22 protein-coding genes and 1 pseudogene are annotated in these 26,006 nt (G+C 64.1%); 10 read left to right on the forward strand and 13 right to left on the reverse strand.

The genetic code is table 11. The features are described from left to right. Window positions 1–7: 7 nt before the first annotated feature. A complete protein-coding gene (panB, locus tag Q0936_RS19295) occupies window positions 8–841 on the forward strand; it encodes a 3-methyl-2-oxobutanoate hydroxymethyltransferase (protein WP_299293020.1) in 834 nt (277 codons plus the stop codon). Continuing rightward, window positions 838–1,692: a pantoate--beta-alanine ligase gene (gene panC, locus Q0936_RS19300; RefSeq protein ID WP_299293022.1), complete on the forward strand. Its 855-nt coding sequence runs from the start codon at window positions 838–840 to the stop codon at window positions 1,690–1,692. Before panB ends, panC begins: the two co-directional genes overlap by 4 nt. Here the strand turns inward: panC and Q0936_RS19305 are convergent. The 13 genes and pseudogenes from Q0936_RS19305 to Q0936_RS19365 all read right to left on the reverse strand — a co-directional run bounded on the left by Q0936_RS19305 (window position 1,681) and on the right by Q0936_RS19365 (window position 14,797). Further along, entirely contained in the window at window positions 1,681–2,952 is a 1,272-nt protein-coding gene (locus Q0936_RS19305) for an acetylornithine deacetylase/succinyl-diaminopimelate desuccinylase family protein (RefSeq protein ID WP_299293024.1), read from the reverse strand. The genes panC and Q0936_RS19305 overlap by 12 nt on opposite strands. A 93-nt stretch (window positions 2,953–3,045) precedes the next feature. Beyond that, window positions 3,046–3,921 carry an MBL fold metallo-hydrolase gene (locus Q0936_RS19310; RefSeq protein ID WP_299293026.1) on the reverse strand — a complete coding sequence of 292 codons (876 nt, stop codon included), beginning with the start codon at window positions 3,919–3,921 and terminating at the stop codon, window positions 3,046–3,048. Continuing rightward, a complete protein-coding gene (locus tag Q0936_RS19315) occupies window positions 3,918–4,316 on the reverse strand; it encodes a rhodanese-like domain-containing protein (RefSeq protein WP_299293028.1) in 399 nt (132 codons plus the stop codon). The genes Q0936_RS19310 and Q0936_RS19315 overlap by 4 nt, the downstream gene beginning before the upstream one ends. A 90-nt stretch (window positions 4,317–4,406) precedes the next feature. Continuing rightward, window positions 4,407–5,033, reverse strand: coding sequence for a cysteine hydrolase (locus Q0936_RS19320; RefSeq protein WP_299293030.1), 627 nt, complete (start codon window positions 5,031–5,033; stop codon window positions 4,407–4,409). Beyond that, window positions 5,033–6,491 (reverse strand): annotated as a pseudogene (gene glpK, locus Q0936_RS19325) (glycerol kinase GlpK). Before glpK ends, Q0936_RS19320 begins: the two are co-directional and overlap by 1 nt. Then, a complete protein-coding gene (gene glpD, locus Q0936_RS19330) occupies window positions 6,488–8,023 on the reverse strand; it encodes a glycerol-3-phosphate dehydrogenase (RefSeq protein ID WP_299293054.1) in 1,536 nt (511 codons plus the stop codon). Before glpD ends, glpK begins: the two are co-directional and overlap by 4 nt. Window positions 8,024–8,091: 68 nt before the next feature. Beyond that, the gene (locus Q0936_RS19335; RefSeq protein WP_299293034.1) at window positions 8,092–8,721 is read right to left on the reverse strand and encodes a LysE family translocator; all 630 of its coding nucleotides are present in this window, start codon (window positions 8,719–8,721) and stop codon (window positions 8,092–8,094) included. Beyond that, window positions 8,718–9,251 (reverse strand): isopentenyl-diphosphate delta-isomerase, encoded by a 534-nt coding sequence (gene idi, locus Q0936_RS19340; RefSeq protein WP_299293036.1) that lies wholly within the window; start codon window positions 9,249–9,251, stop codon window positions 8,718–8,720. Before idi ends, Q0936_RS19335 begins: the two co-directional genes overlap by 4 nt. Next, window positions 9,248–10,426 (reverse strand): geranylgeranyl diphosphate reductase, encoded by a 1,179-nt coding sequence (locus Q0936_RS19345; RefSeq protein ID WP_299293038.1) that lies wholly within the window; start codon window positions 10,424–10,426, stop codon window positions 9,248–9,250. The genes idi and Q0936_RS19345 overlap by 4 nt, the downstream gene beginning before the upstream one ends. A gap of 4 nt (window positions 10,427–10,430) precedes the next feature. Then, a complete protein-coding gene (locus Q0936_RS19350) occupies window positions 10,431–11,687 on the reverse strand; it encodes an MFS transporter (protein ID WP_299293040.1) in 1,257 nt (418 codons plus the stop codon). Further along, window positions 11,684–12,583, reverse strand: a complete 900-nt coding sequence (gene chlG, locus Q0936_RS19355) for a chlorophyll synthase ChlG (protein WP_299293042.1) — start codon at window positions 12,581–12,583, stop codon at window positions 11,684–11,686. The genes Q0936_RS19350 and chlG overlap by 4 nt, the downstream gene beginning before the upstream one ends. A gap of 46 nt (window positions 12,584–12,629) precedes the next feature. Next, on the reverse strand, window positions 12,630–14,051 hold the full coding sequence (gene ppsR / locus Q0936_RS19360) for a transcriptional regulator PpsR (RefSeq protein WP_299293044.1): 1,422 nt from the start codon (window positions 14,049–14,051) through the stop codon (window positions 12,630–12,632). Continuing rightward, window positions 14,048–14,797 carry a cobalamin-dependent protein gene (locus Q0936_RS19365; RefSeq protein ID WP_299378360.1) on the reverse strand — a complete coding sequence of 250 codons (750 nt, stop codon included), beginning with the start codon at window positions 14,795–14,797 and terminating at the stop codon, window positions 14,048–14,050. Before Q0936_RS19365 ends, ppsR begins: the two co-directional genes overlap by 4 nt. A 340-nt stretch (window positions 14,798–15,137) precedes the next feature. Here Q0936_RS19365 and bchF point away from each other — a divergent pair, with 340 nt between their 5' ends. The 8 genes from bchF to puhA all read left to right on the forward strand — a co-directional run bounded on the left by bchF (window position 15,138) and on the right by puhA (window position 26,005). Next, window positions 15,138–15,638 (forward strand): 2-vinyl bacteriochlorophyllide hydratase, encoded by a 501-nt coding sequence (gene bchF, locus Q0936_RS19370; RefSeq protein ID WP_299146340.1) that lies wholly within the window; start codon window positions 15,138–15,140, stop codon window positions 15,636–15,638. Then, window positions 15,635–16,921, forward strand: coding sequence for a ferredoxin:protochlorophyllide reductase (ATP-dependent) subunit N (locus Q0936_RS19375; protein ID WP_299293046.1), 1,287 nt, complete (start codon window positions 15,635–15,637; stop codon window positions 16,919–16,921). The genes bchF and Q0936_RS19375 overlap by 4 nt, the downstream gene beginning before the upstream one ends. Window positions 16,922–17,012: 91 nt before the next feature. Then, the gene (bchB, locus tag Q0936_RS19380) at window positions 17,013–18,563 is read left to right on the forward strand and encodes a ferredoxin:protochlorophyllide reductase (ATP-dependent) subunit B (protein ID WP_299378361.1); all 1,551 of its coding nucleotides are present in this window, start codon (window positions 17,013–17,015) and stop codon (window positions 18,561–18,563) included. A gap of 19 nt (window positions 18,564–18,582) precedes the next feature. Beyond that, a complete protein-coding gene (locus Q0936_RS19385) occupies window positions 18,583–22,113 on the forward strand; it encodes a magnesium chelatase subunit H (protein ID WP_299292927.1) in 3,531 nt (1,176 codons plus the stop codon). A gap of 91 nt (window positions 22,114–22,204) precedes the next feature. After that, window positions 22,205–23,104 (forward strand): ferredoxin:protochlorophyllide reductase (ATP-dependent) iron-sulfur ATP-binding protein, encoded by a 900-nt coding sequence (gene bchL, locus Q0936_RS19390; protein ID WP_299146336.1) that lies wholly within the window; start codon window positions 22,205–22,207, stop codon window positions 23,102–23,104. Between the two features lie 3 nt (window positions 23,105–23,107). Beyond that, window positions 23,108–23,788, forward strand: coding sequence for a magnesium protoporphyrin IX methyltransferase (bchM, locus tag Q0936_RS19395; protein ID WP_299292928.1), 681 nt, complete (start codon window positions 23,108–23,110; stop codon window positions 23,786–23,788). Then, window positions 23,785–25,209: a PucC family protein gene (locus Q0936_RS19400; RefSeq protein ID WP_299292930.1), complete on the forward strand. Its 1,425-nt coding sequence runs from the start codon at window positions 23,785–23,787 to the stop codon at window positions 25,207–25,209. The genes bchM and Q0936_RS19400 overlap by 4 nt, the downstream gene beginning before the upstream one ends. A gap of 25 nt (window positions 25,210–25,234) precedes the next feature. After that, window positions 25,235–26,005 (forward strand): photosynthetic reaction center subunit H, encoded by a 771-nt coding sequence (puhA, locus tag Q0936_RS19405; RefSeq protein WP_299292932.1) that lies wholly within the window; start codon window positions 25,235–25,237, stop codon window positions 26,003–26,005. The last annotated feature ends 1 nt before the right edge of the window (window position 26,006 follow it).

Raw genomic sequence — 26,006 nt, forward strand, 5'->3', positions numbered from 1 at the left:
CCCGCCGATGAGTGCCACCGCCCGCAAGACCGCCCCGATGCCCGACGATATCCGGGCGATGAAAGGCGGCACGCCCATCGTCAGCCTGACGGCCTATACAACGCCGATGGCACAGATGATGGACGCCCATTGCGACTTTGTGCTGGTGGGCGACAGCGTGGGCATGGTTCTGCACGGCTTGCCGTCGACCCTGGGCGTGACGATGGAGATGATGGAGATGCACGGCCGCGCCGTTGCCCGTGGTCTGAGCCGCGCAATGATGGTCATCGACATGCCCTTTGGCAGTTATGAGGAAAGCCGTGAACAGGCGTTCCGCAATGCAGCGCGGTTGATGGCCAGCACCGGCGCGGGCGCGGTAAAGCTGGAAGGCGGCGTTGCCATGGCTGACACCATCGCCTTTCTGGTGGCGCGGGGCATTCCGGTGATGGCCCATGTGGGCCTGACGCCTCAGTCGATCAATACGCTGGGTGGCTACAAGGTGCAGGGACGCGGCGATGCCGGTCAGGCGCTGATGGCCGACGCGCAGGCGGTGGCAGATGCCGGGGCCTTTGCGGTGGTGCTGGAAAAGGTACCAGAGACCCTCGCCGATGAGGTGACTGCCGCCGTGCACATTCCCACGATCGGGATCGGCGCGTCGGCGGGCTGTGACGGGCAAATCCTTGTGCTCGATGACATGCTGGGCCTGTTCACCGCGTTCAAGGCCAAGTTTGTGAAACGCTATGCCGAACTGGGCGCGGATGGTGCAGCGGCCATTGCGGCCTATGCCGACGACGTGCGCGCCCGCCGCTTTCCCGGCCCCGAACACGTGTTCGGCGACGCGGCACCGGGGGCAAAACCATGACCGCGCCGATCATCCGCACGCGGCAGGAATTGCGCGAGATGACAAATGCGTGGCACCGCGCGGGAGAGACAATTGGCGTTGTGCCGACCATGGGCGCGCTGCATGACGGGCACCTGAGCCTCGTGGCGCGAGCCAAAGAGATGAGCGCCCGTGTCATTGTCACCATCTTTGTGAACCCGAAACAGTTCAACAACCCGGACGATCTGGCAAACTACCCCCGCACCGAACATGAGGACGCGCGCAAGCTGGAACGCTTTGAGGTCGACGCGATCTATGTGCCGGATGGGGCGCAGATGTACCCGGACGGCTTTGCCACGAATATCAGCGTCTCGGGCCTGACGGACGTGCTGTGCGGTGCGCACCGGGCGGGGCATTTCGACGGTGTGGCGACGGTGGTGACCAAGCTTTTCACCCAGACCGCCGCCGATTTCGCCTTTTTCGGCGAAAAGGATTTTCAGCAGTTGCAGGTGGTGCGGCGGCTGGCACAGGACCTCGATCTGGGGGTCGAGGTTGTGGGCTGCCCGACAATCCGCGAGATGGACGGGCTGGCCATGTCATCACGCAACCTGATGCTGTCCGATCAGGCGCGCAGCCGGGCCTCGGCCCTGAACGAAGTGATGGAAGAGATGGCGGATGCGCTGGGGCAGGGGGCGGCGATAGCTGACTTGCTGCCCGATGCACAGGCACGGCTGGCCGCAGCAGGGTTTGGCGACATCGACTATCTTGAAATGCGGTCCAATGACACGCTGACGCTGTTGGAGCGGGCGACCGCGCCTGCGCGCCTCTTTGCCGCCGTGTTCATGGCCGGCGTGCGGTTGATCGACAATATCGATGTGCCACTAGCGCGGTAGCAGCAGCGTCTCCAACGCCGCGCCCATTACCTTGGCACTGTCGAGCATATCGGTGATGCCGATCCACTCATCGGGCTTGTGCGCCAGTTCCAACTCGCCCGGACCATAGGCGATGCAATTGCGCAGCTTGCCAATGCGGTCGATGTGTTTCTGGTCGTAAGAGCCGGGCGAGGCCACATAGGTCGGTTCCACCCCCAGCACCGCCTCGATGGCGGCATGTACGGTTTCGACCACGGGCGCGGCCTTGTCCGTCATGGACGGCAGCACCACGTTCAGCTCGCGCATCTCGTAGTCGAACCGGTCGCGCGACGCCTTGAGCCCTTCGAGAAGTTCCACGACTTCGGCGCGCACCTGTTCGACGTTTTCCTCGACCAGAAAGCGGCGGTCGATCACGATGCGGCAACTGTCGGGCACGCAATGGGCGGGCAGGCCGTCGTAATCATCGCCCTGTTCCGGCTGGCCCCCGTGGATGGAGTTGATGTTCATGGTCGATTGCCGCGCGCCTTCGGGCACCACGGGCATATCAGTGTGACGGGCGGCCATAGCGGGGAACAGGTCGCGTTCGAACGTGTCCAGCACCGCCCCCATGTGACGCACGGCGCAATCGCCCAGGAACGGCATGGAGCCGTGGGCAATCTCGCCCTTGGTCTCGATCTCGGCCCACCAACCGCCGCGATGGCCGAGGCAGATACGGTCCTTGTTCAGCGGTTCGGGGATGATGACGTGCTGGACGCGCGCCGGGTCAAAGAACCCCTGTTCGGCCAGATAGGCGACACCGCCGTAGCCGCCCGATTCCTCATCCGCCGTGGCGCTGATTTCGACCGCACCGGAGAAATGCGGGTGTTCAGCGATGAACGCCTCGGCGGCAATGATGGAGGCGGCAAGGCCCCCCTTCATGTCACAAGCGCCGCGGCCATAGATCTTGTCGCCCTCGATCTCGGCGCCAAAGGGGTCGCGGGTCCAACCCTGGCCGACCTCGACAACATCGTGGTGGCTGTTGAAATGCACGCATTCGCCCGGTGTCTTGCCGTCGCGCCGCGCCACCACGTTCCAGCGCGGATAGGTATCGCTGTCGCCCGGCGTGCCGTGGGCGCGGATCATCTGGACGTCAAAGCCGTGTTGGCGCAGCCGATCACCGACCAGCGCGCAGATGTCGTGATAGTGCCGCCCCGGCGGGTTCAGCGTGGGGATGCGGATCAGGGCCTGGGTCAGCGCGACCAGATCGTCGCGGGCGGTGTCGATGCGTGTGGCGAGGGTCATGGCGCAACTGTCGGGCGGCGCGCCTCGAATGGCAAGGGAGGGCGCGCGTCAAAACGGCCCTCCGGGGGGCATATTTGCCGGAACAATGAAGCCCTAGAGCTTGCCCAGTGGCACCTTGAGCGCCATGTCGCCTGCGTCGTCGCGGGGGATTTCGCCGGCGCGCATGTTGACCTGAAGGGCAGGGATGATGAGGGAGGGCATGGCCAGTTGGGCATCGCGTTCGGTGCGGAACTTGATGAAATCGGCGCGGGTTTTGCCGCCGCCCACATGGACGTTCTTTTCCCGCTCTTCGGCGACAGTGGTTTCCCAGGCAATGGCGCGCCCGCCGGGGCCGTAGTCGTGGCAGATGAACAGGCGCATATCGTCAGGAAGGGCCAGGACGCGCATGATGCTGTCATAGAGTTCGCCCGCATCACCACCGGGAAAATCGGCGCGGGCCGAGCCACCGTCGGGCATGAAAAGCGTGTCGCCGACAAAGGTGGCATTGCCCATCACATGCACCATACAGGCGGGTGTGTGGCCGGGCGTGTGCATGGCGAAGCAGGACATCGCGCCCACCTGATAGGTGTCGCCATCGGTAAAGAGCGCGTCGAACTGGCTGCCGTCGCGCTGGAATTCGGTGCCTTCGTTAAAGACTTTGCCGAAGGTGTCCTGCACCTCGGTGATCTTGGCACCGATGCCGATCTTGCCCCCGAGCGCCTGTTGGATATAGGGCGCGCCAGAAAGGTGGTCGGCGTGCACATGGGTTTCGATGATCCAGTCGAGCCGCAGGTCATTGGCGCGGATATGGGCGATCATCTGGTCCGCCCCGTCGAAATTCAACGCACCGGCGGCATAGTCGATGTCCATCACCGCATCGATCACGGCGCAGCCCGCGCCATTCGGTTCCTGCACCACGTAGGAGATCGTGTTTGAGCGTTTGTCGAAGAACGGCGTGACAGTTGGACAGCAGTTCATGTCGGGCGTCATTGCTTGTCTTCCTTCTCTATGGGGCCGCCCTGCGCGTCCCAGGTCGAGAACCCTTCGCGCAGGTGGGCGGCCTCGAACCCCATGTCCTGTAGTGTGGCAACAGTCAGGGCGGACCGCCAGCCAGAGGCACAGTGGAACAGGTAGGTCTTGTCCGCTTGGCCAAACACCTCTTTGAAATAGGGGCTGTCTGGATCGACCCAAAATTCGATCATGCCGCGTGGAGCGTGGACCGATCCGGGGATATAGCCGCTGCGCTGGCGTTCACGGATATCACGGATGTCGACGATCACCACGTTCGGATCATCCACCATGGTGATGGCGTCCGCCGTTTCGACCTCTTTGATCCGGGCGCGGGCATCGGCCACCATCTGAGCCGCAGTTGTCTTGAGAGCCATCGGTTCCTCCTGCCAATGGTCAAACTGTGCCAGCGCACGCGGCGTCGGGCAAGCCTGTCCTTTTCGCAGGTAATGAGAGTTATGTTAAATTCAACCGTTCTGTGCAGCGAGCGTGGACACAACTTCGTCCAGGCTGCGGCGCGCACCGGTTTGCAGGTACTCCATTGCGCGCAGTGCACTGTCGTGCGCCGGTAGGCTGGACCCGGCCACACAATCCTCGATCACACGGCAGAAATAATCGTGCTGATGCGCGTCGACAAAGGTGTAATGCACACACACGTCCGTCAGGCCGCCAACCAGAAGCAGGGTGTCGACCTTGAGCCCTTTGAGCAGGATTTCAAAGTCGGTGCCAAAAAAGGCTGAGTAGCGCCGTTTGCGCACGATATAATCGTCCGGGCGCACATCCATTTCGGCAACAGCCAAGGCTGTGGCGGGGTTGTCTTCGAGGCAGTGGACGTCTTCGTCACCGTCCAGTTCGCGGCCGAAATCCACCATCGACGGGTGGTGGACCTCTTGGACAAAGATCACCGGCACATCAGCGGCGCGGGCCGCGTCGATGGCGGTGCGGGCGCGCAGCATCCGGTCTTTGTAACCCGGCATGTTGTCGATGGACCGCACGGCGCTGTCGTCGATAAAGGTGCTGGCTTGAATGTCGATCACGATCAATGCCGCGCGGCCCTCGATCAGTGCGCGCGGCGTTTTCTGTGCGTTGGCCATCAGACCGCCTGTGTTGCGGCGATGGCCCGTTGCCAGCGCGCATAGCCTGCTCTGCGGTCGGCATCGGACATTTGCGGATCAAACCGTGCCTCGTGGGCCCAAGTTGCGGCAAACCCGTCCATGTCGGGGTAAATCCCCGCGCGCATACCGGCCAGCCACGCCGCCCCCAGCGCGGTGGTCTCAAGGCCTGCAGGTCGGTCCACCGGCGCGCCCAGCATATCCGACAGGAACTGCATCGCCCAGTCATTGGCGCTGAGACCCCCGTCCACACGCAGCACCGCATCGCCGCCATCGGGCCAGTCGGCGCGCATCGCTTCCCACAGGTCACGTGTTTGAAAACCGATGCTTTCCAGTGCGGCCCGCGCCATGTCCGCAGGGCCGGTGTCACGGGTCAGACCGAATGTCGCGCCTCGGCAATCGGGGTTCCAATAGGGCGCGCCCAGCCCGGTGAAGGCGGGCACAAGGGTCACATTGCCACTGCCCTGTTCGGCCAGCGCCTGCGTCTCGCTTGCTGTCTGGATCACGCCCAGACCGTCGCGCAACCACTGCACCACGGCACCCGCGATGAAAATCGATCCCTCCAGCGCATAGGTCGGCTTGCCGTCCAGCTGATAGGCCACGGTGGTCAGCAACCGGTTTTGCGAGGTCACAGGCGTGTCGCCCGTGTTCAGCAACGCAAAGCACCCGGTGCCATAGGTCGATTTCAGCATACCAGCCTGGAAACAGGCCTGCCCGATCGTCGCCGCCTGTTGGTCCCCCGCTACGCCATAGATCGGCGTCTCGCCGCCCAGCCGGTCGGTCACACCGAAATCGGATGCACAGTCGCGCACCTCGGGCAGCATCTCCATCGGGATATCCAGCATCGCGCACATCTCGGGACTCCACGCGCCCTTGTGGATGTCATAGAGCATTGTGCGCGCCGCATTCGTCGCATCCGTCACGTGGTTGGCCCGGTCCGTCATGTGCCAGATCAGGAAACTGTCAACCGTCCCAAACAGCAGCTTGCCCGCCCGCGCCCGGTCGCGCGACCCCTCGTGTTGGTCGAGGATCCACTTGACCTTGGTGGCAGAGAAATAGGGATCCAGCAGCAGCCCGGTGATCGCCATGACCCTCGGCCCGCAGCCCCTCGCACATCGCGGCCGTGCGCCGATCCTGCCAGACAATCGCATTGTGCAACGGTTCGCCTGTTTCCGCGTCCCAGATCACGGTTGTCTCACGCTGATTGGTGATGCCGATGGCGGCAATGTCCGCCGCGCCTAGACCGGTCTTCTCCATCACCGCTTTGCAGGTGGATTTCACCGTATCCAGCAGGTCCTGCGGATTGTGCTCCACCCAGCCACTGTTCGGGAAATGCTGCGTAAACTCCTCCTGCGCAGAGGCAACAGGGCGCATGTCACCGTCAAAGATGATCGCCCGCGAGGACGTGGTGCCCTGATCAATGGCGAGAATATGGGTCATGCGGCGTTTTCCTTCATCCAGTCGTCAACGGCCGTGCGTTGTTCGGGCGTCAGCCGCAGACCCAACTTGGTCCGCCGCCACAACGCATCCTCGCCACGCACCGCGTATTCGCGGGCCATCATCCATTTCAGCTCGGCCCCGGTCAATGTCGCACCGAAATCCGGGCCCAGATCCTCGGCCGTTTTGGCGCTGCCCAGCACCTCCCACGCCTCGGTCCCATAGGCGCGGATCAGACGCGCGGCCCATTTGTCGTCCAGAAACGGATACTCCGCCACCAGCCGCGCACGCAGCGCAGGCACATCCGACACCTTGAAATCACCACCGGGCATCAGCACCCCGGCGGTCCACGCCTCGCCCAACCCCATCTTGGCCAGCGCCTGTTCGGCCAGCTTGCGATAAGTGGTGATCTTGCCGCCAAACACGCTCAGCACCGGCGGGCCATTTTCATCCAGCGCCAGCACGTAATCCCGCGTGGCCGCCGTGGCCGACGACGCCCCATCATCATAAAGCGGGCGCACACCCGAATAGGTCCACACCACATCCTCGGGCGTCACGGGTGTCTCGAAATACTCGGATGCAAAATTGCACAGGTAATCGCGTTCGGTGTCGGAAATCGCGGGTTTTGTGTCCGGGTCCGTATGATCCGCATCGGTGGTCCCGATCAGGGTGAAATCCTGCTCGTAGGGAATGGCAAAGATGATGCGCCCATCAGTCCCTTGAAAGAAATAGGCCTTGTCGTGATCATAAAGCCGCTTGGTCACGATGTGGCTACCGCGCACCAGCCGGATGCTGTGCTGGCTGTTCTGCCGCATCACGCCGGTCAGGATGTCAGCCACCCACGGGCCACCGGCATTGACCAGCGCCTTGGCACGAAACGTCCCCTGCTCTGTCTCGATCCGCCAGGTGTCGCCGTCGCGCGCGGCTTGTGTCACGGCACAGCGGGTCAGGATCGTGGCCCCCCGCGCCTCGGCGTCACGTGCGTTCAGCATCACCAGCCGCGCATCCTCGACCCAGCAGTCACTGTATTCATAGGCCATCTTGAACCGCGACTTCAGCCCCTTGCCCTCTGGCGCAGTGGTCAGGTCCAGCGTCTTGGTGCCCGGCAAAATCTCGCGCCCGCCCAGATTGTCGTAGAGAAACAGGCCCAGCCGCACCAGCCACGCAGGTCGCCGCCCCTTTTCGATCCACGGCATCACAACGCGCAACAGACGCGAAGTGGGCGTGTCACTGTCAAACCGCATGTCAGGCGCGTATGGCAGGACAAAGCGCATGGGCCAGCTGATATGCGGCATCGCTTTCAGCAGCACTTCACGCTCTTTCAGCGCCGATTTGACCAGACCGAATTCAAAAAATTCGAGGTAGCGCAGCCCGCCGTGAAACAGTTTGGTCGACGCCGACGACGTCGCCCCGCCCAGATCACCGGCCTCGGCCAGACCCACGGACAGGCCCCGCCCGGCCGCATCCCGTGCAATCCCGGTGCCGTTGATACCACCGCCAATAATGAACAAATCAAAGACTTTTTCGTCGGCCACGCCCGAACCCTCCGCCTGCGTCAAGACCACCTCTTAAAACTTTAGTAAGCAGTCTTCAATCGTTAGCGTTAACGCTGCGGCGTGATGTCCTTGATTCCCAACAGAACCGCGGCGCCGATCATCAACGCGCCACACATGCGATTGATCCACACAAAAGACAAGCGTACCAATCGCGCGGCCACACGGTCCCCGGCCCAACCCCACAGGATCAGGGTCGCGCCGTCCACAAGGATATAGGTGAGGCCCAGGATTAGAAGCTGTGGCAAGACGGCGGCGGATGGGTCGATGAACTGCGGAAACAGGGCCGCGAAAAACACCACAGCAAAGGGGTTGGTCATCGACGTCACGAACCCCATGCGGAACAACCGGCCCGGTCGGCCCGAAGCGGCAGCACCCCGCGTACCCGCACCTTCACGCGACAGCATCAGGCGCACGCCGATCCACACCAGATACGCCACGCCCAGCCACTTGATCCAGCCAAAGGCCACGGCAGAGCTGGCAATCACCGCCGCCAGACCAAAGGCGGCGGCCGTCATCTGCACCGCATTGGCGCTCAGATCTCCGGCAATCACCCACAGACTGCGGCGCAGCCCGTGTTTCATCGCGTTCGATACAATCAACAGCTGGCTGGTATCCGGCGGCGTGGCAAAGAACACGGCCACCGCCGCAAGGTACAGCAGATAGGTCTCGGCGCTCACGCCTGTTCCAGATCAGTGCCGAAAATCACGTCTGCATGTTCGGACAGATAGATGCGCAGCCACGGCGTGAACCGTTCCGGATCGCGGGCAACCGCGTCGCGCAGGGCGTGGAACTCGATCCACTCCACGGCCATGACCTCGTCGGGGTTCGGCACAACCTCCAGATCATCGGGCGCATGGCCCACATAGACGTCGACCACCTCGTGTTCGATCAGGCCGCCGCCCACATCCGCGCGGTATTCCAGATGGTGCCGGTGGTCGAGCGCCAGCCCCGTGATCCCCACCTCTTCCTCCAGCCGCCGCACGGCGCAATCGCCGGGGGTCTCGTCCCAATCGGGATGGGTGCAGCAGGTGTTCGCCCACAGGCCCGGCGTGTGGTACTTGCCCATCGCCCGCTGCTGCAACAGCACCTGCGTGCCCCGGATCACGAACACCGACACCGCCTTGTGCTTGAGGCCCTTCACGTGCGCCTCCAGCTTTTCAACCGGAACAAGGGTGCCATCGACCCAAGCAGGGATCATGATGCTCATACGTGGTTCGCCTTCACCAGACCCGTCAGGTGGGCCATGTTCTTGATGCCGATCTTGATGTGGGCCATGGGCCGCGCCTTGACCAGCTTCTTGTTCATATACGCTTCAAACGTCAAACGCTGCACATCAATATCGTGGCACAGCGACACAAAGCGCTCGCGCCGGTCATCGCTGCGGTAATAGGCGTTCTGCATCGACGCCAGCACTCGGAACACCGTCTTGTGCTCGCGCATGAACAGCTTGCGCGCCAGTTTCAGGTCCTTGGCCCGGCCCGAGGCGAGCGTCGCCGCACAGGCCGTCGCCGCCACGCGGCCACCAACCATCGCGTAATAAATCCCCTCGCCTGAGGACGGGGCCACAACCCCCGCCGCATCACCGGCCAGCACCACGTCCTTGCCATTGTCCCAGCAATCCAGCGGTTTCAGCGGAATGGGCGCGCCTTCCTTGCGCAGGGTTTCGCACTGGTCCAGCCCACTCGCCACGCGCAGGGCCGCCGTCGCCTCCTTGAGGTTCACGGATGACAACTCGGACCCCATGCCGACACTGGCACTGTCCCCGTGCGGGAACACCCAGCCGTAAAAGTCAGGCGAAATCGCCCCGTCATAGATCACGTCACAGCGCACCGGGTCGTACACTTCGGTCTTGGGCGGTGCCTTGATGATCTCGTGATAGGCAAAGACCAACGGCACCTTGTCCGCATCCTTCACCTCGGCCAGACCCACCCGCGATTTCGCGCCGTCCGCCCCGATCACCAGCTTGCAGGGCAGCTCGTGATATTCCTGCGTGGCCTTGTCGCGATAGATGACAACGGGCGTGCCTTCGGGCCGTTCAATCCGCACGAACGTACCGGTAAACCGCTCGGCCCCCGCCGCCTCAGCACGGGCGCGCAGGAACGGGTCGAAATCCTTGCGATCCACCATCCCGACATAGCCGTTCTCGATGGGGATATCGACATGCCGCCCCGTGGGCGAAATCATCCGCGCGGTCGTCACCTTGGTCAGCAACTGATCCTCGGTCACGTGGAAATCCTGCATCAGGCGCGGCGGAATGGCCCCGCCACAGGGCTTGATCCGCCCCTCCCGGTCCAACAGAGCCACCTTGTGACCCGACCGCACCAGATCCTCGGCGGCTGTGGCACCGGACGGGCCTCCGCCCACAACAACTACATCATACATATCGTCATTCCCCCGGAACCAAGGTTGCATCTTCCATCTCTGCCCCGCGCATCACCGACGCGGCCATCACGGCAGCGGCCAGGAACAGAACAGCCTCAAGCGTGAACACCGAAGCATAGGCCAAGGCGTCCGGCAAAATCAGGCGTGTGAGGTCCAGCATCGCGGTCGCGACCAGCCCCGCCAGCCCCGCGGCAATCGCCTGCGCCGCGCCAAAGACACCCATGCGGGTGCCCGTGCTGCGCGCATGTGCTGCAGCCAGTTGCATCATCGACCCGACCGCACCCACGACAAACAGCCCGTTGCCCAGACCCAGCACCACCGTACTCGGCACCAGCGCCAGACCCGCGCCCAGACCCAACAGACCGGCGGCAGAAATCACACAGCCCGCAATCGCCCAGACCCGCAACGACCCGATGCGCAGTTGCGACAGCACGCCCGCCCCGATCATGCCCAGCAATGCGGCCCCGTCCTTGCCCCCCGACAGCTTGGTGCTGTCCTCCGGACCAAGGCCGTGGATATGCCCGGCAAAGGGCTCAAGGATCAGTTCGGACAGGTAGAATGCAAGGATCGACAGAAACACGAAACCGGTGAACCGCCGCGCCACCGGGTCGCCCCATGTCTGGCGCAATGCCACGCGCAGCGGCGTGTCATCCCGTTCGACAACCGCGCCCGCGCGCGCCTCGACGCCAAGGGTCGCCACGACACAGAGCAGAAGGGCAATGCCCACCACAACGGCCACAACCGTGACCAGCCGCGCGGGGCTATAGGGTTCCAGCGCGATGCCCGTCCCAACGGACGCTGCAATCGCGCCCGCGATCAGGAACAGCCAGGCGGTTGTCGCCACACCGCCCTTGCGCGCACCGGACGCACTCGCCAACAGGGCAAGGAAAGACGTCCCCGCCGCCCCGATCCCCAGACCAATGGCAATATAAGAGACAAGCCAGACAATCAGCGCCATGGGCACCGACGTCTCCGCCACAGAGATACCCCAGGCCGCACCCAGCACACCCGCGCCGACCACCGCCATACCGCCAAGGATGAACGGCGTCCGCCCACCCTTCACATCACTCCGATGCCCCCACACGGGCCGCGTCAACTGCACCCCATAGTGCAAGGCGACCAACAAACCGGGCAGCAGCGCAGGCAGCGCCAGCTCCACCGTCATCAACCGGTTGAACAGGTTCACGGGCAGTGCGGCCAACCCGCCAATCGCGGCGTTCACCAGACACAGCCGCGCCAATGTCGCCCAACCCACGCTCATGCCAGCCCCCGCAGGGCAAAGGCCGCGACCATCATTCCCGAAACGTACAGCAACACGCCCGTCCCGTTGTACCACGGCGCCTTGGCGCGCGGGTCGCGGAACATGATCGTCATTGCCCAGAATTGCAGGACCAGCACCAACGCCACCCCCGCCGCATGGGCGGGCCGGTCCCACAGCGCCAGCAGCGCAATCACCGCCGCCTGCGGCACCGCCATCACGACGCAAGCCACCTGCGCCGCCCGGCGCGGGCCCAGCGTCACGGGCAGGGAATTGACCCCCATCTGGCGGTCACCCTCCAGCGCCTTGAAATCGTTCAGCGTCATGATCCCATGCGCGCCCAGACCGTACAGCAGCGCAACCACCAGCACTTCCCAACGCGGCGCGCCCGCACTCAGCACGGCGGCCCCGGTCACCCACGGCAATGTCTCGTAACTCAGACCCACAAGGCCCGGACCCCACCAGCCCGACCGTTTCAGGCGGACCGGCTCGGCGGAATAGGCCCAGGCAGCGGCGACGCCCACAACCGTCGCGGCAAAGCCCCAAGGCCCCAGCTGCCAGCCCACAAACAGCGACAGCGCCGACATGGCCAGCGCGATCCACAGACCCCAGCGGCCCGGAATGCGCCCCGACGGGATCGGGCGATCCGGTTCGTTGATGGCGTCCACATGGCGGTCGCACCAGTCGTTCGCCGCCTGTGACATCCCGCAAACGATAGGTCCGGCCAGCAAAACGCCCAACAGCACCAGATGCCACTGCCCCGCCACGGCAGCGCCCGAGGCAATCAACCCGCACACATAGGCCCACATCGGCGGGAACCACGTGATCGGCTTGATCAGACGCAGGGCGGCGGCGGGTTCGGGAAATCGACGCGTTGGTAAAGTTTGGCTGACATCCATGTGTCAACTATGTCTGACACTTTGAGTCGGTGCAAGGGTGTGGACGCTAGCCGTCTTTGCTCAGCAAGCCGAACTTGCGCAGCTTCACGTAGAGCGACTGCCGCGACAGGCCCAGCATCTCGGCCGCGGCCACACGGTTGTTGCGCGTCAGGTTCACTGCCGTCTCGATGCACATCTTTTCGACGACATCCGTGGTTTCGGCGACAATCTCTTTCAAAGACGCCGACCCCACCAGGTCCATCACATTGCGCCCCGGATCAGGCAGGGTGTCACCCCGGCCCGTGTCGGCCTTGCGCACCGCCTCAAGGCGGCTGACATCGCGGATGATCAGGGCCACGGCGGGATTGTTCGGGTCTTCGAGACGGGTGGCAGACACTTCGATCGGCACCCGCGCGCCCAGATCGTTGACAAGGCGCGTGGCATAGACCCGCACCTGCCCCGACTTTTCCGCGTTCTCGAGCAACACGCCCATGTCAATCTGACCACGCACGAGGAAATCGGCCAGCGATGCCCCCACCACGTCGCTCAGATGCGCCGCACCGACGAGATCAAGAAACGCATCATTCACCGACAGCACAGACCCGCGCGGGTCCATGAACACCATCGCATCCGATGTCGACCGGAACAGAGCCGCCGCATGGCTGGCCGCTGCGTCCGGCTTGGCGGTGGCCGTGTCGTCACCGACCAGACGGCACATCAACACCCGCTGCCCAGCCGTGCGGAACACCATCGGGATCACATTCAACACCTGCCGCGTGCGGCTGGCGCGCAATTGAACCGGCCCTGCATCGTCGGACAGGGTCGCATTCAACAGGTTCTCGGTCAGCTCAGCCCCCGACCGATCCGAAAACAGGCTGGCAAAGGTTGCCCCCACCAGCGCCTCGGTCTTCAGACCCAAACACGCCGCGGCCAGATCATTGGCATCCTCAACCCGGCCCGTCTGGACCGACACAAAGACAACCGCATCTTCGACATTGCCCATGACAACCCGGTACCGGGTGTCGAACTCACGCCGCGCTTCGTATCCCTGCTCCAGCGCAATCTGCGCCTGAACCAACTGCTGCTGCGTCTCGGCAATCGGGCGCAAATCCCGGCCCAGCAACAGAACCGCGTTCTCCTTACCAAACCGATGAAAGGTGTACCGCACCGGATACTGCCACTGCGCATTGTCCGTGTGGTTCAGCTCCACCGACTTCTTCGGTGGCGTCCCCGCCAGATAGGCCCCATGGGCGTTCTGAAACTTGTCGATGCTGTCATCGGTGAGGAACTCGACCATCGGCCGCCCCTCCCAATGGGACAGGTTGCCGAAACTGTCATCCTGCGCGTTCAACAACACGGACAGAATGCTGCCCTCTGCCGACACGACCAACGCAATGTCCGACGCCGCCGAAATGATGCTGCTGAGAAATTCTGGCTCGATCAGCGGGACTGACCCGCTTGTCCAAAAACTGCTGCCGTCAGTTGTCATCTGCCACTCAGCGCCTTCTTGCGCTTCGTGCAGAAGCCCACAACATCGGTAGCTGTATTCGTCACAAGATCGACGCCTGTTTGGTCCCGTATCCCATCCGCATTCCCACGCAGCGGACCGCCCAAAGCCAGGACAGGCATACGTTCGGCAGATGATCTGATCCTTTTAACCGTTCTAGAGACGGTTTCAAGGGCTGCAATCCGTGCACAAGATATCAGGACCATGTCCGGCGCATCGCAAACAATGCGCGTTGTGATCTGCCGGGGTTTCTCGCTGATCGATAGCGCGACACCGCAGCCCAGGCGCCGCAACTGCGCCGCCAGAACGCAGGCACCCAGGAAATGCTGTTCACCCTCGGGGACAATCACCAAGGCCTGCAAGGCCGAACCGTCCTCCGGGCTGCTGCCCGGTGTCACCACGGCGGCCTCGGCCAACAACGCCTGCAACCGCAGCGCGCCCACCGTCACACCGGCAAAATCCAGATCCGACGATTTCCACATCAGACCCAGCGTTTCCGCCGCCTGCGGGATATAAAGGTCGATCACCCCGTCCAGCGTCAGCCGATAGCCGCGCAACTCGTCCAGCACCTGCGCCGGGTCAAAAGGCTCGGGCGTGATACAGGCCCGCACCAGATAATCCAACGCCACCTGACGCGCCCCCGCAGAGGTAACGGTCTGCCGTTCACACAGCACCGAAATCACTTGATGCGCCAACGGCTCCAGCCCTGCTGAAACATCAGCAGACATGTGGGTCCGGCCATGTAGATCGTCATGCGTCATGGACTACCTCGATCCGGTCAAACGCAATGGACAACTCTGGCGCGACAGAGTCGGGGAAATTCAACAAAACTGTCTGCCTGGACAGGTCGATTGTCAACCTCATTTGACATATTGCAGCGCATCAAACTGATCACTTCTCGCGTAAAAAGCCCATTTTCTCCTGAAAACAGTGAAAAACGCCGCCAAACCCCTGGGCCAGGCAGCCTCCAGCACAGGGAAACCCCTCTCTGCAACTGTAACTTTTAATTGACACTTTTTGACCCGCCCCGATAGTTTCAATCATGGAGAGACAAAAGTGAGCCATCCCATGTCCACCCGGACACCTGCCAATCGCATCCCCGCCGGGCTCTATACGCCCGCCGAACGCGCGCGCCGTGATGCGACGATCTGGACCCCTGTTCAGGGGGTGCTGGCACCGCTGCAATTCGTGGTTTTTCTCGTCTCGTTGACCCTTGTGTTCCGCTACCTCTGGACGGGTGACGGATACGTCGTCGCCACCTGGTCCATCGTGATCAAAACCGGGGTGCTCTACCTCATCATGGTCACTGGCGCGATCTGGGAAAAAGTCGTGTTCGGCCAGTACCTTCTGGCCCCCGCCTTCTTTTGGGAAGACGTGTTTTCCTTCCTCGTGATCGGGTTGCACACCGCCTATCTCTGGGCGCTGTTCACCGCTGCGCTGACGCCCCCGATGCTGATGACACTCGCGCTTGCCGCCTACGCGGCCTACGTCATCAACGCCGTCCAGTTCGTGCTGAAACTGCGCGCCGCCAGATTGCAGGCCGCCCACACCCAAGAGGCCCCCGCATGACCGAACTTCCCCGCCTCCCCGCCAGCGGTGGTTGCCGCGACACGCCGATTCTCAAACAGCGCGGCCAACGCGAGGTGTTTTGCGGCCTGACGGGAATCATCTGGCTCCATCGCAAGATGCAGGACGCATTCTTTCTGGTGATCGGGTCACGTACCTGCGCCCACCTGCTGCAATCGGCCGCCGGGGTGATGATTTTCGCCGAACCCCGCTTCGGCACCGCCATCCTCGAGGAAACCGACCTTGCCGGTCTTGCGGATGCGCAGGACGAGCTGGACAAGGTCGTGGCCGAATTGCTGGCGCGTCGGCCAGACATCAAACAGCTCTTCCTCGTCGGCTCCTGCCCATCAGAAGTGATCAAGCTGGACCTCGCCAAAGCCGCCGAGCGGATGACCCAGACCCACGCGCCGCATGTGCGGGTGCTGAACTTTTCCGGCTCCGGCATCGAGACAACGTTTACCCAGGGCGAAGACGCCTGTTTGGCGTCCATGGTCCCTGTCCTGCCAGAGACAAAGGACCGCCAGCTCCTGCTGGTTGGCGCGCTGCCCGATGTGGTCGAGGAACAGGCCATCGGCCTGCTCGAGGCCATGGGCATCGGCCCGATCAAGGTCCTGCCCGCCCCGCGCGTCGATGATGATCTGGGCGTGGGTGAAAACACGGTCTACGCCCTCACCCAACCCTTTCTCGGTGACACGCATGATGCGCTGACCCGGCGCGGCGCGCGGCACCTGCCCGCGCCCTTCCCCTTTGGCGAAGAGGGCACAACCCAATGGCTCGCCGCCATCGCCTCCGAGTTTGGCGTCTCGCCCGAGCTGTTCGAAACGGTGACCGCCGCTCCCCGCGCCCGCGCCTGCAAGGCCATCGCCCAGGCCGCCGAGACGTTGAACGGCAAATCCATCTTCTTCTTTCCCGACAGCCAGCTTGAAATCCCGCTGGCGCGCTTCCTGACCCGCGAATGTGGCATGGACGCCATCGAAGTCGGCGCACCCTTCATCCACAAGGGCATCGTTGGCCCCGACCTCGACCTGATGACGACCGGCCCCACCCTCTCCGAAGGTCAGGACGTCGACCTGCAACTCGACCGCGCCATCGCCGCACAGCCCGACCTCACCGTCTGCGGCCTCGGCCTCGCCAACCCGCTCGAGGCACAAGGCCTCGCCACCAAATGGGCCATCGAACTGGTCTTTACGCCCGTGCATTTCTACGAACAGGCGGGCGATCTCGCGGGCCTCTTCTCTCGCCCCATCCGCCGCGCCGACCTCCTGAAACTGGAGGCCGCAGAATGATACAACGCCCAGAAGTTCAGGGGTGTGCGCCCGCCATCGGCTCTGCCGATAGCTTCCGCGCACCGTTCACCTCGCGACGCGAGGTGACAGCATGAAGCTCACCGTCTGGACATATGAGGGCCCGCCCCACGTGGGTGCCATGCGCGTCGCCACCGGCATGACCGGCCTGCACTACGTGCTGCACGCACCGCAGGGCGACACCTACGCGGACCTGCTCTTTACCATGATCGAACGGCGCGACCACCGCCCGCCCGTGACCTACACCACCTTCCAGGCCCGCGACCTCGGGGCCGACACCGCCAACCTGTTCAAGACCGCGGCGCAGGATGCCTATGACCGGTTCGAGCCGGAGGCGATCATCGTCGGTGCCTCCTGCACGGCAGAACTGATCCAGGACGACCCCGGCGGCATGGCCGAAACCATGGGCCTGCCCGTGCCGGTAATCCCGCTGGAACTGCCCAGCTACCAGCGCAAGGAAAACTTCGGCGCGGACGAGACGTTCTTTCAGATTGTGAAAACACTCGCCAAACCGATGGCGCGCACGGCGCAGATCACCGCCAACCTGATCGGCCCCACTGCGCTCGGCTTCCGCCACCGCGACGATATTCAGGAGGTCACCGCCCTGCTGTCGGACATGGGCATCAGCGTCAACGTCGTTGCCCCGATGACGTCCTCGCCCAGCGACATCGCCCGCATGGGGGCCGCACATTTCAACGTGCTGATGTATCCCGAAACCGCCGAAAGCGCCGCGCGCTGGATGGAACGTGAACTGGACCAGCCCTACACCAAGGTCGTGCCCATCGGCGTCGGCGCCACCCGCGATTTTATCGCGGAAGTGGCCGCGATCACTGGCCGTGACGCCTATCTCGACACGTCCCGCCTGCGCCTGCCCTGGTACTCGAAATCTGTGGACAGCACCTATCTGACCGGCAAGCGGGTGTTCGTCTTTGGCGACGGCACCCACGTGCTGGCCGCCGCCCGCGTAGCCCGTGACGAGATGGGTTTCGAGGTGGTGGGCATGGGCTGCTACAACCGCGAAATGGCCCGCCCCGTGCGCGCCGCCGCCAAGGAAATGGGGCTGACCGCCACTATCACCGACGACTATCTTGAGGTCGAGCGCGTGATCGAAGCGCTGCAACCCGAGATGATCCTCGGCACCCAGATGGAGCGCCATATCGGCAAACGTCTGGGCATCCCCTGCGCCGTGATTTCCGCACCCGTACACGTACAGGACTTCCCCGCGCGCTATTCGCCGCAAATGGGGATCGAAGGGGCCAATGTGCTCTTTGACACCTGGGTGCATCCGCTGGTCATGGGGCTCGAAGAGCACCTGTTGCACATGTTCCGCGAGGACTTCGAATTCCACGACGCGGCGGGGCCATCGCACCATGGTGGGCATGCGCCCAATCCAACGGCAGACGGGGGGCCAGCCCCCCAGACCCCCCGAGGTATTTCCGGCGAAAGGAAAGACGAAGCGGGCGCGGTCATCTGGCTGGATGCTGCCGAGCGCGAGTTGAAGAAGATCCCGTTTTTCGTGCGCGGCAAGGCGCGGCGCAACACCGAAAACTTTGCCGCCGAACGTGGCGTGGCGGAGATTTCTGTCGACACCCTCTACGAAGCAAAGGCCCATTTTGCGCGATGAGACTGGCATAACAGGGCGCATGCCCGGCTACCGCGTGGTGATCATCACGCTGGACAGTCACGCCGCGGGACCTGCGCGGCGGGCGATGGAGCGGCTTGCCTCGGATTATCCCGGTCTGGATTGCCAGATCCATGCCGCCGCTGAATGGGGCGAGACCCCCGGCAGTTTCGAGGCCGCCGAAGAGGCCGTGCGGCACGGCGACATCATCATCGCCAACCTGCTGTTTCTCGAAGAGCACGTGGCGCGGATTTTGCCAGCGCTGCGCGCGCGGCGCGATCAGTGCGATGCGATGATCGGCGTGGTGGCCGATGCCGAGGTGGTCAAGCTGACCCGCATGGGCACGCTCGATATGACCGCCCCGCCCAGCACCATGGGCAAGCTGATGAAACGGCTGCGCGGGTCGTCCAAGCCCAAGACCGAGGATGGCGCCAAGAAGATGCAGATGCTGCGGCGTCTGCCCAAAATCCTCAAGTTCATTCCCGGCAAGGCGCAGGACCTGCGCGCCTGGTTCCTTGTGATGCAGTACTGGCTGGGCGGGTCGGACGACAATGTCCGTGCGATGATCCAGTTCCTGCTGAACCGCTATGCCACCGACACCGGCTGGCAGGATGCGCCCGAAGCGGCCCTGCCCATCGATTACCCCGATACCGGCCTTTATCACCCCGACCTGCCGGGCCGCATCACCAGCAACGCGGCGGATATTCCCGGACCCAAAGGGGCCGCGATGACCGTGGGTGTGGTCATGTTGCGGTCTTATGTGCTGGCCGGAGACACGGATCACTATGACGGCGTGATCCGCGCGCTCGAGGCCCGGGGGCTGCGGGTGTTGCCCGCCTTTGCCGGAGGGCTGGATGCGCGACCCGCGGTCGAGACCTATTTCATGGGCCAGGTCGACGCGATGGTGTCCCTGACCGGGTTCAGCCTTGTGGGCGGGCCGGCCTATAACGACAATGACGCCGCCGTGGAGATGTTGGCGCGGCTCGACGTGCCATATCTCGCCGCCCATTCGCTGGAATTCCAGACGCTGGGGCAATGGGCCCAGAGCAGCGGTGGCCTTGGCCCGATCGAGACGACGATGCTGGTGGCCCTGCCGGAACTTGACGGTGCGACGTGCCCCACGGTCTTTGGCGGGCGGTTGGGGCCGGAGGGCTGCGCGGGCTGTGTGCGGGGCTGCATGGCGGGGGCGGAACCCAAGGCGATGGTGCCGTGCTTTGAACGCGCCGAGGTGTTGGCGGACAAGACGCTGAAACTGGCGCAGCTGCGCCGCCGCGAGAATGCCGACAAGAAGGTGGCGATTGTCCTCTTTGGCTTCCCGCCCAATGCGGGTGCGGTTGGAACTGCGGCATACCTTTCCGTATTCGAAAGCCTTTTCAATACGCTGCATGCGATGAAGGCGCGCGGTTACCAGCTTGAGGTCCCGGCCACGGTCGAGGATCTGCGCGCCCAAGTGATCCAGGGCAACGCCGCGCAATACGGGCAGCAAGCCAATGTGGCCGCCCATGTGGATGCCGACACCATCGTGCGCACCCAGCCCCATCTGGCCGAGATCGAGGCGACCTGGGGCCCTTCGCCGGGCCGGGTACAATCGGATGGGCGCGGCGTGTTTGTGCTGGGCGCGGATCTGGGCAACGTCTTTGTCGGCGTGCAACCGGCCTTCGGTTACGAAGGCGACCCGATGCGGCTGCTTTTCGAGCACGGCTTTGCCCCCACCCACGCCTTTGCCACGTTCTACCAGTGGCTGCGCGACGGATATGGTGCGGATGCGGTGCTGCATTTCGGGATGCACGGCGCGCTGGAATTCATGCCAGGCAAACAGGCGGGTGCCAGTGGCCTCTGCTGGCCCGACCGCCTGATCGGGGCGTTGCCCAACATCTATCTCTATGCGGCCAACAACCCGTCCGAGGCGTCGCTGGCCAAGCGTCGGTCGAATGCCGTGACCATCACCCACCTGACGCCCCCGCTGGCGCAATCGGGGCTCTACAAGGGCCTGGCGGAGTTGAAGGATTCGCTGACCCGCTGGCGCGAGATGGACGGGGATGTCCCGGCGCGGACCGAGCTAGAGGCGTTGATCGCAGAACAGGCCGTCGCCGTGGATATGGGCGGCACCCCCGCCGACACACTCTGGCTCAAGCTGCTGGAGACGGAGGACGCGCTGATCCCCGACGGGCTGCACGTGGTGGGCCAACCGCTGAGCGACGCGGCGCGGAGCGAATACCTCGACGTGATGCGCCACGCCGATGACGACGCGCGCGCACGGGCGGATGAGCTGTTGCGGCAGGACAGCGAGTTGGACGCGCTGATGACGGCGCTCGATGCCCGCTATATCGCGCCGGTGCATGGCGGAGACCTGATCCGGTCGCCCGACATCCTGCCCACGGGCCGCAACATCCACGCCTTTGACCCGTTCCGCATGCCCACGGCTTTTGCCTGCCGCGAGGGTGAGAAACAGGCGCAATTGCTGCTCGACACGCACCCGACCCTGCCGCGATCGATTGCGCTGGTGCTTTGGGGGTCGGACAACATCAAATCCGACGGCGGGCCGATTGCACAGGCGCTGGCGCTGATGGGTTGCACCCCGCGTTTCGACAGCTTTGGCCGTCTGGCGGGGGCTGACCTGATCCCACTGGCCGAATTGGGCCGCCCGCGCATCGATGTGATCATGACGCTGTCGGGGATTTTCCGCGACCTACTGCCGCTGCAAACCCGGATGCTGGCCGAGGCCGCGCTGAAATGCGCAGAAGCCGACGAGCCGCTGGACCAGAACTATATCCGCGCCCACGCGCTGGCCTATGCAGAGGCGCAAGGCGTCGATCTGGCGACGGCTGCCTTGCGCGTCTTTTCCAATGCCGAAGGCGCCTATGGGTCGAACGTGAACCAGCTGGTCGACAGCTCCGCCTTTGGCGACGAGGATGAACTGGCCGACGCCTACGAGACCCGCAAGAGCTTTGCCTACGGAGTTGATGGCAAGTCAGCGGCCAACCCCGCGCTGCTGCAAAAGGCGCTGGCGGATGTGGAGGTGGCCTATCAAAACCTCGAATCCGTCGAACTGGGCGTGACATCGGTGGATCACTATTTCGACACGCTCGGCGGCATCGCCCGCGCGGTGAAACGCGCCCGTGGGTCCGAGGCGTCGGTCTATATCGGTGACCAGACGCGCGGCACGGCGCGGGTGCGGACCCTGCGCGATCAGGTAGCACTCGAGACGCGCAGCCGGGCGCTCAATCCGAAGTTTTTCGAGGGCCTGCTGAAACACGGCGCCGAAGGCGTGCGCCAGATCGAGGCGCATGTGACCAACACCGTGGGCTGGTCCGCCACCACGGGGCAGGTTGACGATTGGGTCTACCAGCGGATTTCCGAGACCTTCGTGCTGGACGAAGAGATGCGCAAGCGCATCGCCGATCTGAACCCCACCGCTTCCAGCCGCATGGCAAACCGCCTGCTCGAAGCCTCGGACCGCGACTATTGGCAGCCTGACGCCGCCACGCTGGCCGCGTTGCAGGATGCAGCCGATGCACTTGAGGACAAGCTCGAGGGGGTCGCTGCCGAATGACCCTTTGTAACGAGATCAGCCGCCGGAGCCTCCGGCGGGCATATTTGAAGAACAATGAAGAGGCAGGTGCCTTTTCGGAAAGGAGGGCCAAATGAGCCCACTCGACAGAAATCCCCCGTCCCTGCGCGGACAGGACGGCGAAGGATCGGTGCAAGTGCATCAGGACGCGGACGCCAAGATCGAGGGCGCCAAGGTGTTTTCGGTCTACGGTAAGGGCGGGATCGGCAAATCGACAACCTCGTCGAACCTGTCGGCGGCCTTTTCCATGTTGGGCAAACGCGTGCTGCAGATTGGCTGCGACCCCAAGCATGACAGCACCTTTACCCTCACAGGCATGTTGCAGCCCACTGTGATCGACATTCTGAAAGAGGTTGATTTCCACCCCGAGGAACTGCGCCCCGAGGACTTCGTGTCCGAAGGGTTCAACGGCGTGAAATGCGTGGAGGCCGGTGGCCCGCCTGCGGGCACGGGCTGTGGCGGTTATGTGGTGGGGCAGACGGTCAAACTGCTGAAACAGCACCACCTGCTCGAAGAGACCGACGTGGTGATCTTTGATGTGCTGGGCGACGTGGTCTGCGGTGGCTTTGCCGCGCCTTTGCAGCATGCGGACCGCGCCCTGATCGTTACCGCCAACGACTTCGACAGCATCTATGCGATGAACCGGATCATCGCGGCCGTGCAGGCCAAGTCCAAGAACTACAAGGTGCGGCTCGCGGGCTGTGTCGCCAACCGGTCCAAGGAAACCAACGAGGTCGACCGCTATTGCGACACCGTGGGCTTCAACCGCATCGCGCATATGCCCGATGTGGACGCCATCCGCCGCTCGCGGCTGAAGAAAAAGACACTCTTCGAGATGGACGACGAAGAGGACATCGTGCGCTGCCGCGCCGAATATCTGCGCCTTGCACAACTGCTCTATGACGGCACCGAGGGGATGGCCCCCGCGCCGATGGAAGACCGCGATATCTTTGAACTGCTGGGGTTTGACTAAGCCATGGATTACGGATCCACCCGCGCCCGCGTCGAAGACTATTTCGACCGCACGGCGACCAAGACATGGGAGCGTCTGACCTCGGACGCACCCGTGTCGCGCATTCGGGAAACCGTGCGCGCGGGGCGGGAGCGTATGCGCGACTTGATGCTGAGCCGCCTGCCCGATGACCTGCGCGGCGCGCGGGTGCTGGATGCGGGCTGTGGGCCGGGGGTTGCGACCATTGCGCTGGCCGAACGCGGCGCCACCGTGGTGGCCGCCGATATCTCGCCGCAACTGATCGACATTGCGCGCCTGCGTTTGCCGCATGAGTTGCAATCCCAGGTCACATTCCACGCGGGTGACATGCTGGACCCGAAACTGGGCCGGTTTGACGCCGTGATCGCCATGGACAGCCTGATCTACTACACCGCCGACGACATCGGCGCGGCCCTATCAGCGCTGGAACCGCGCGTCTCAGGCCCGATCGTGTTCACCGTCGCCCCGCGCACGCCCGCCCTGATGGCGATGTGGTACGCGGGCAAGGCGTTCCCCCGCTCTGACCGGTCGCCAGTGATGATCCCCCACGCGCATCCCAAACTGGCCCGCGCCGCGAAATCCGCAGGCGTGCGCCGCCGGTTGCGCCCCGTAGACCGCATCACATCCGGCTTCTACATCTCGGAAGCGATGGAGCTGCGCCCATGAGTGCACTCAAGAACCTCTCGCTCCGGGCCCTGCCCTTTGCCGATGCCGCGTCAGATGGCCTGCCGCTGGATCAGTTGCTGCGCCTGTCGCTGTTTCAAGTGTCGGTGGGCATGGCGAGCGTGATGCTCTTGGGCACGCTGAACCGCGTGATGATCGTGGAGCTGAGCGTGCCAGCCATGATCGTGGCGGTGATGATCGCCCTGCCGGTGCTGATCGCGCCATTCCGGGCGCTCTTGGGGTTCAAGTCCGACAATTACCGGTCATCTATCGGCTGGAAACGGGTGCCTTACATCTGGTTCGGGTCGCTGTGGCAGTTCGGCGGGCTGGCCGTCATGCCCTTTGCTCTGCTGGTGCTGGGTGGCGACGTGGTGCACGACATTCCTTTTGCAGGGCAGGTGCTGGCGGCACTGGCGTTCCTGATGACGGGGCTGGGCCTGCACATGACGCAAACCGCCGGGCTGGCACTGGCCAGTGACCGGGCATCCGATGAAACGCGGCCCCGCGTGGTTGCGCTGCTCTATGTGATGTTCCTTGTGGGCATGGGCATTTCGGCGCTGATCATCGGTGGACTTCTCAGCAATTACAGTGACTTGCGCCTTATCCGCGTGGTGCAGGGGGCCGCCGTGATCGGCGTGGTCCTGAACCTTGTGGCGCTTTGGAAGCAAGAGGCTGTACGCCCGATGTCCCGCGATGAGCGCGCCGCCCCCCGGCCACTTTTCCGCGATGCCTGGGCCGATTACGCACGTGGCGGACAGGCCGGGCGGCTGTTGGCCTGCGTCTTTGTCGGCACCATGGCGTTCAACATGCAGGACGTGCTGCTGGAACCCTATGGCGGCGAAATCCTCGGCCTCTCCGTCTCGGCCACGACGCTTTTGACCGCGCTTTGGGCGGCGGGCGCGCTGGCGGGCTTTGCCTGGGCCGGGCGGCGTCTCGCGGCAGGCTCCAATGCCTACCGGCTGGCGGGCGCGGGCATCCTCGCGGGTGTCTGGGCCTTCAGCCTCGTGATCTTTGCGGCCCCCATGCAGGCCAGCGCGCTCTTTTACGCGGGCGCCACGCTCATCGGCTTTGGCGGCGGGCTCTTTGCCGTCTCGACGCTGACGGCGGCCATGACCATGCCCGCCCAGGGGGTCGCCGGGCGCGGCCTTGCCCTGGGCGCATGGGGCGCGGCACAGGCCACGGCGGCGGGCGTCGCCATCGCCATGGGCGGCACCCTGCGCGACTGGATCGGGGCGCTCGCCACCTCCGGCGCCTGGGGCGAGGCGCTCAACAGTGCTGCCACCGGATATTCGTTTGTCTACCACGCAGAGATTGGCCTCTTGTTCGTCACTCTCGTCATCCTGGGACCGCTTGTGCGCACTTCGGGTCCCCTCACCCAAGCGGAAAGGCCGCAGCCCGTGGGGCTTGCGGACTTCCCCACATGACCTTGTCCAGGAAAGGAACCCCTACATGACTGAGACATTCTTCGGAGAATTCGACCTCGCGTCCCTGACGCTCTGGTTGTTCTGGATCTTCTTCGCCGCGCTGATCATCTGGATCCAGCGCGAGAACATGCGCGAGGGCTACCCGCTCGAGGATGACGAGGGCAACGTGTCCTCCAACCCCTCCATGTGGCCCCTGCCCGCGGACAAGACGTTCGATCTGCCCCACGGGCGCGGCTCTGTGACCGTGCCGTCGGGCCAGCCGCCCGAACGCGACGAGATCCCGATGAAACGCGTGGGCCCCGGCAACGGCTATCCGCTGGAGCCCACGGGCGATCCGATGCTCGACGGTGTCGGCCCTGCGTCCTGGGCGCCGCGCCGCGACATCCCGGAACTCGACGGCCACGGCCACCCCAAGATCATCCCGATGTCCGCAAACGAAGCCTTCCGCCACGCCGCCGGGCGCGACCCGCGCGGCCTGCCCGTGATGGCGGGTGACGGCGAGATCGTGGGCCGCGTCACCGACATGTGGGTCGACGAACCCGAGCAACTGGTGCGTTATCTCGAATACACGCTGGACCCCAAATGGGGCACGGGCAACCGCCTCGTGCCGCTGACCATGGCCCGCATCTGGCGCGACCACGTCAAGGTCCGCAGCCTCTACGGCAAACACTTCGCCACCGTGCCGCAACACGCCAGCAACACCCAGGTGACCATGCTCGAAGAAGAGAAAATCTGTGGCTACTACGGCGGCGGCACCCTCTATGCCGACAGCGCCCGTCAGGAACCCAAGCTCTGAT

This window comes from uncultured Tateyamaria sp. (assembly GCF_947488715.1).
GTDB lineage: Bacteria > Pseudomonadota > Alphaproteobacteria > Rhodobacterales > Rhodobacteraceae > Tateyamaria.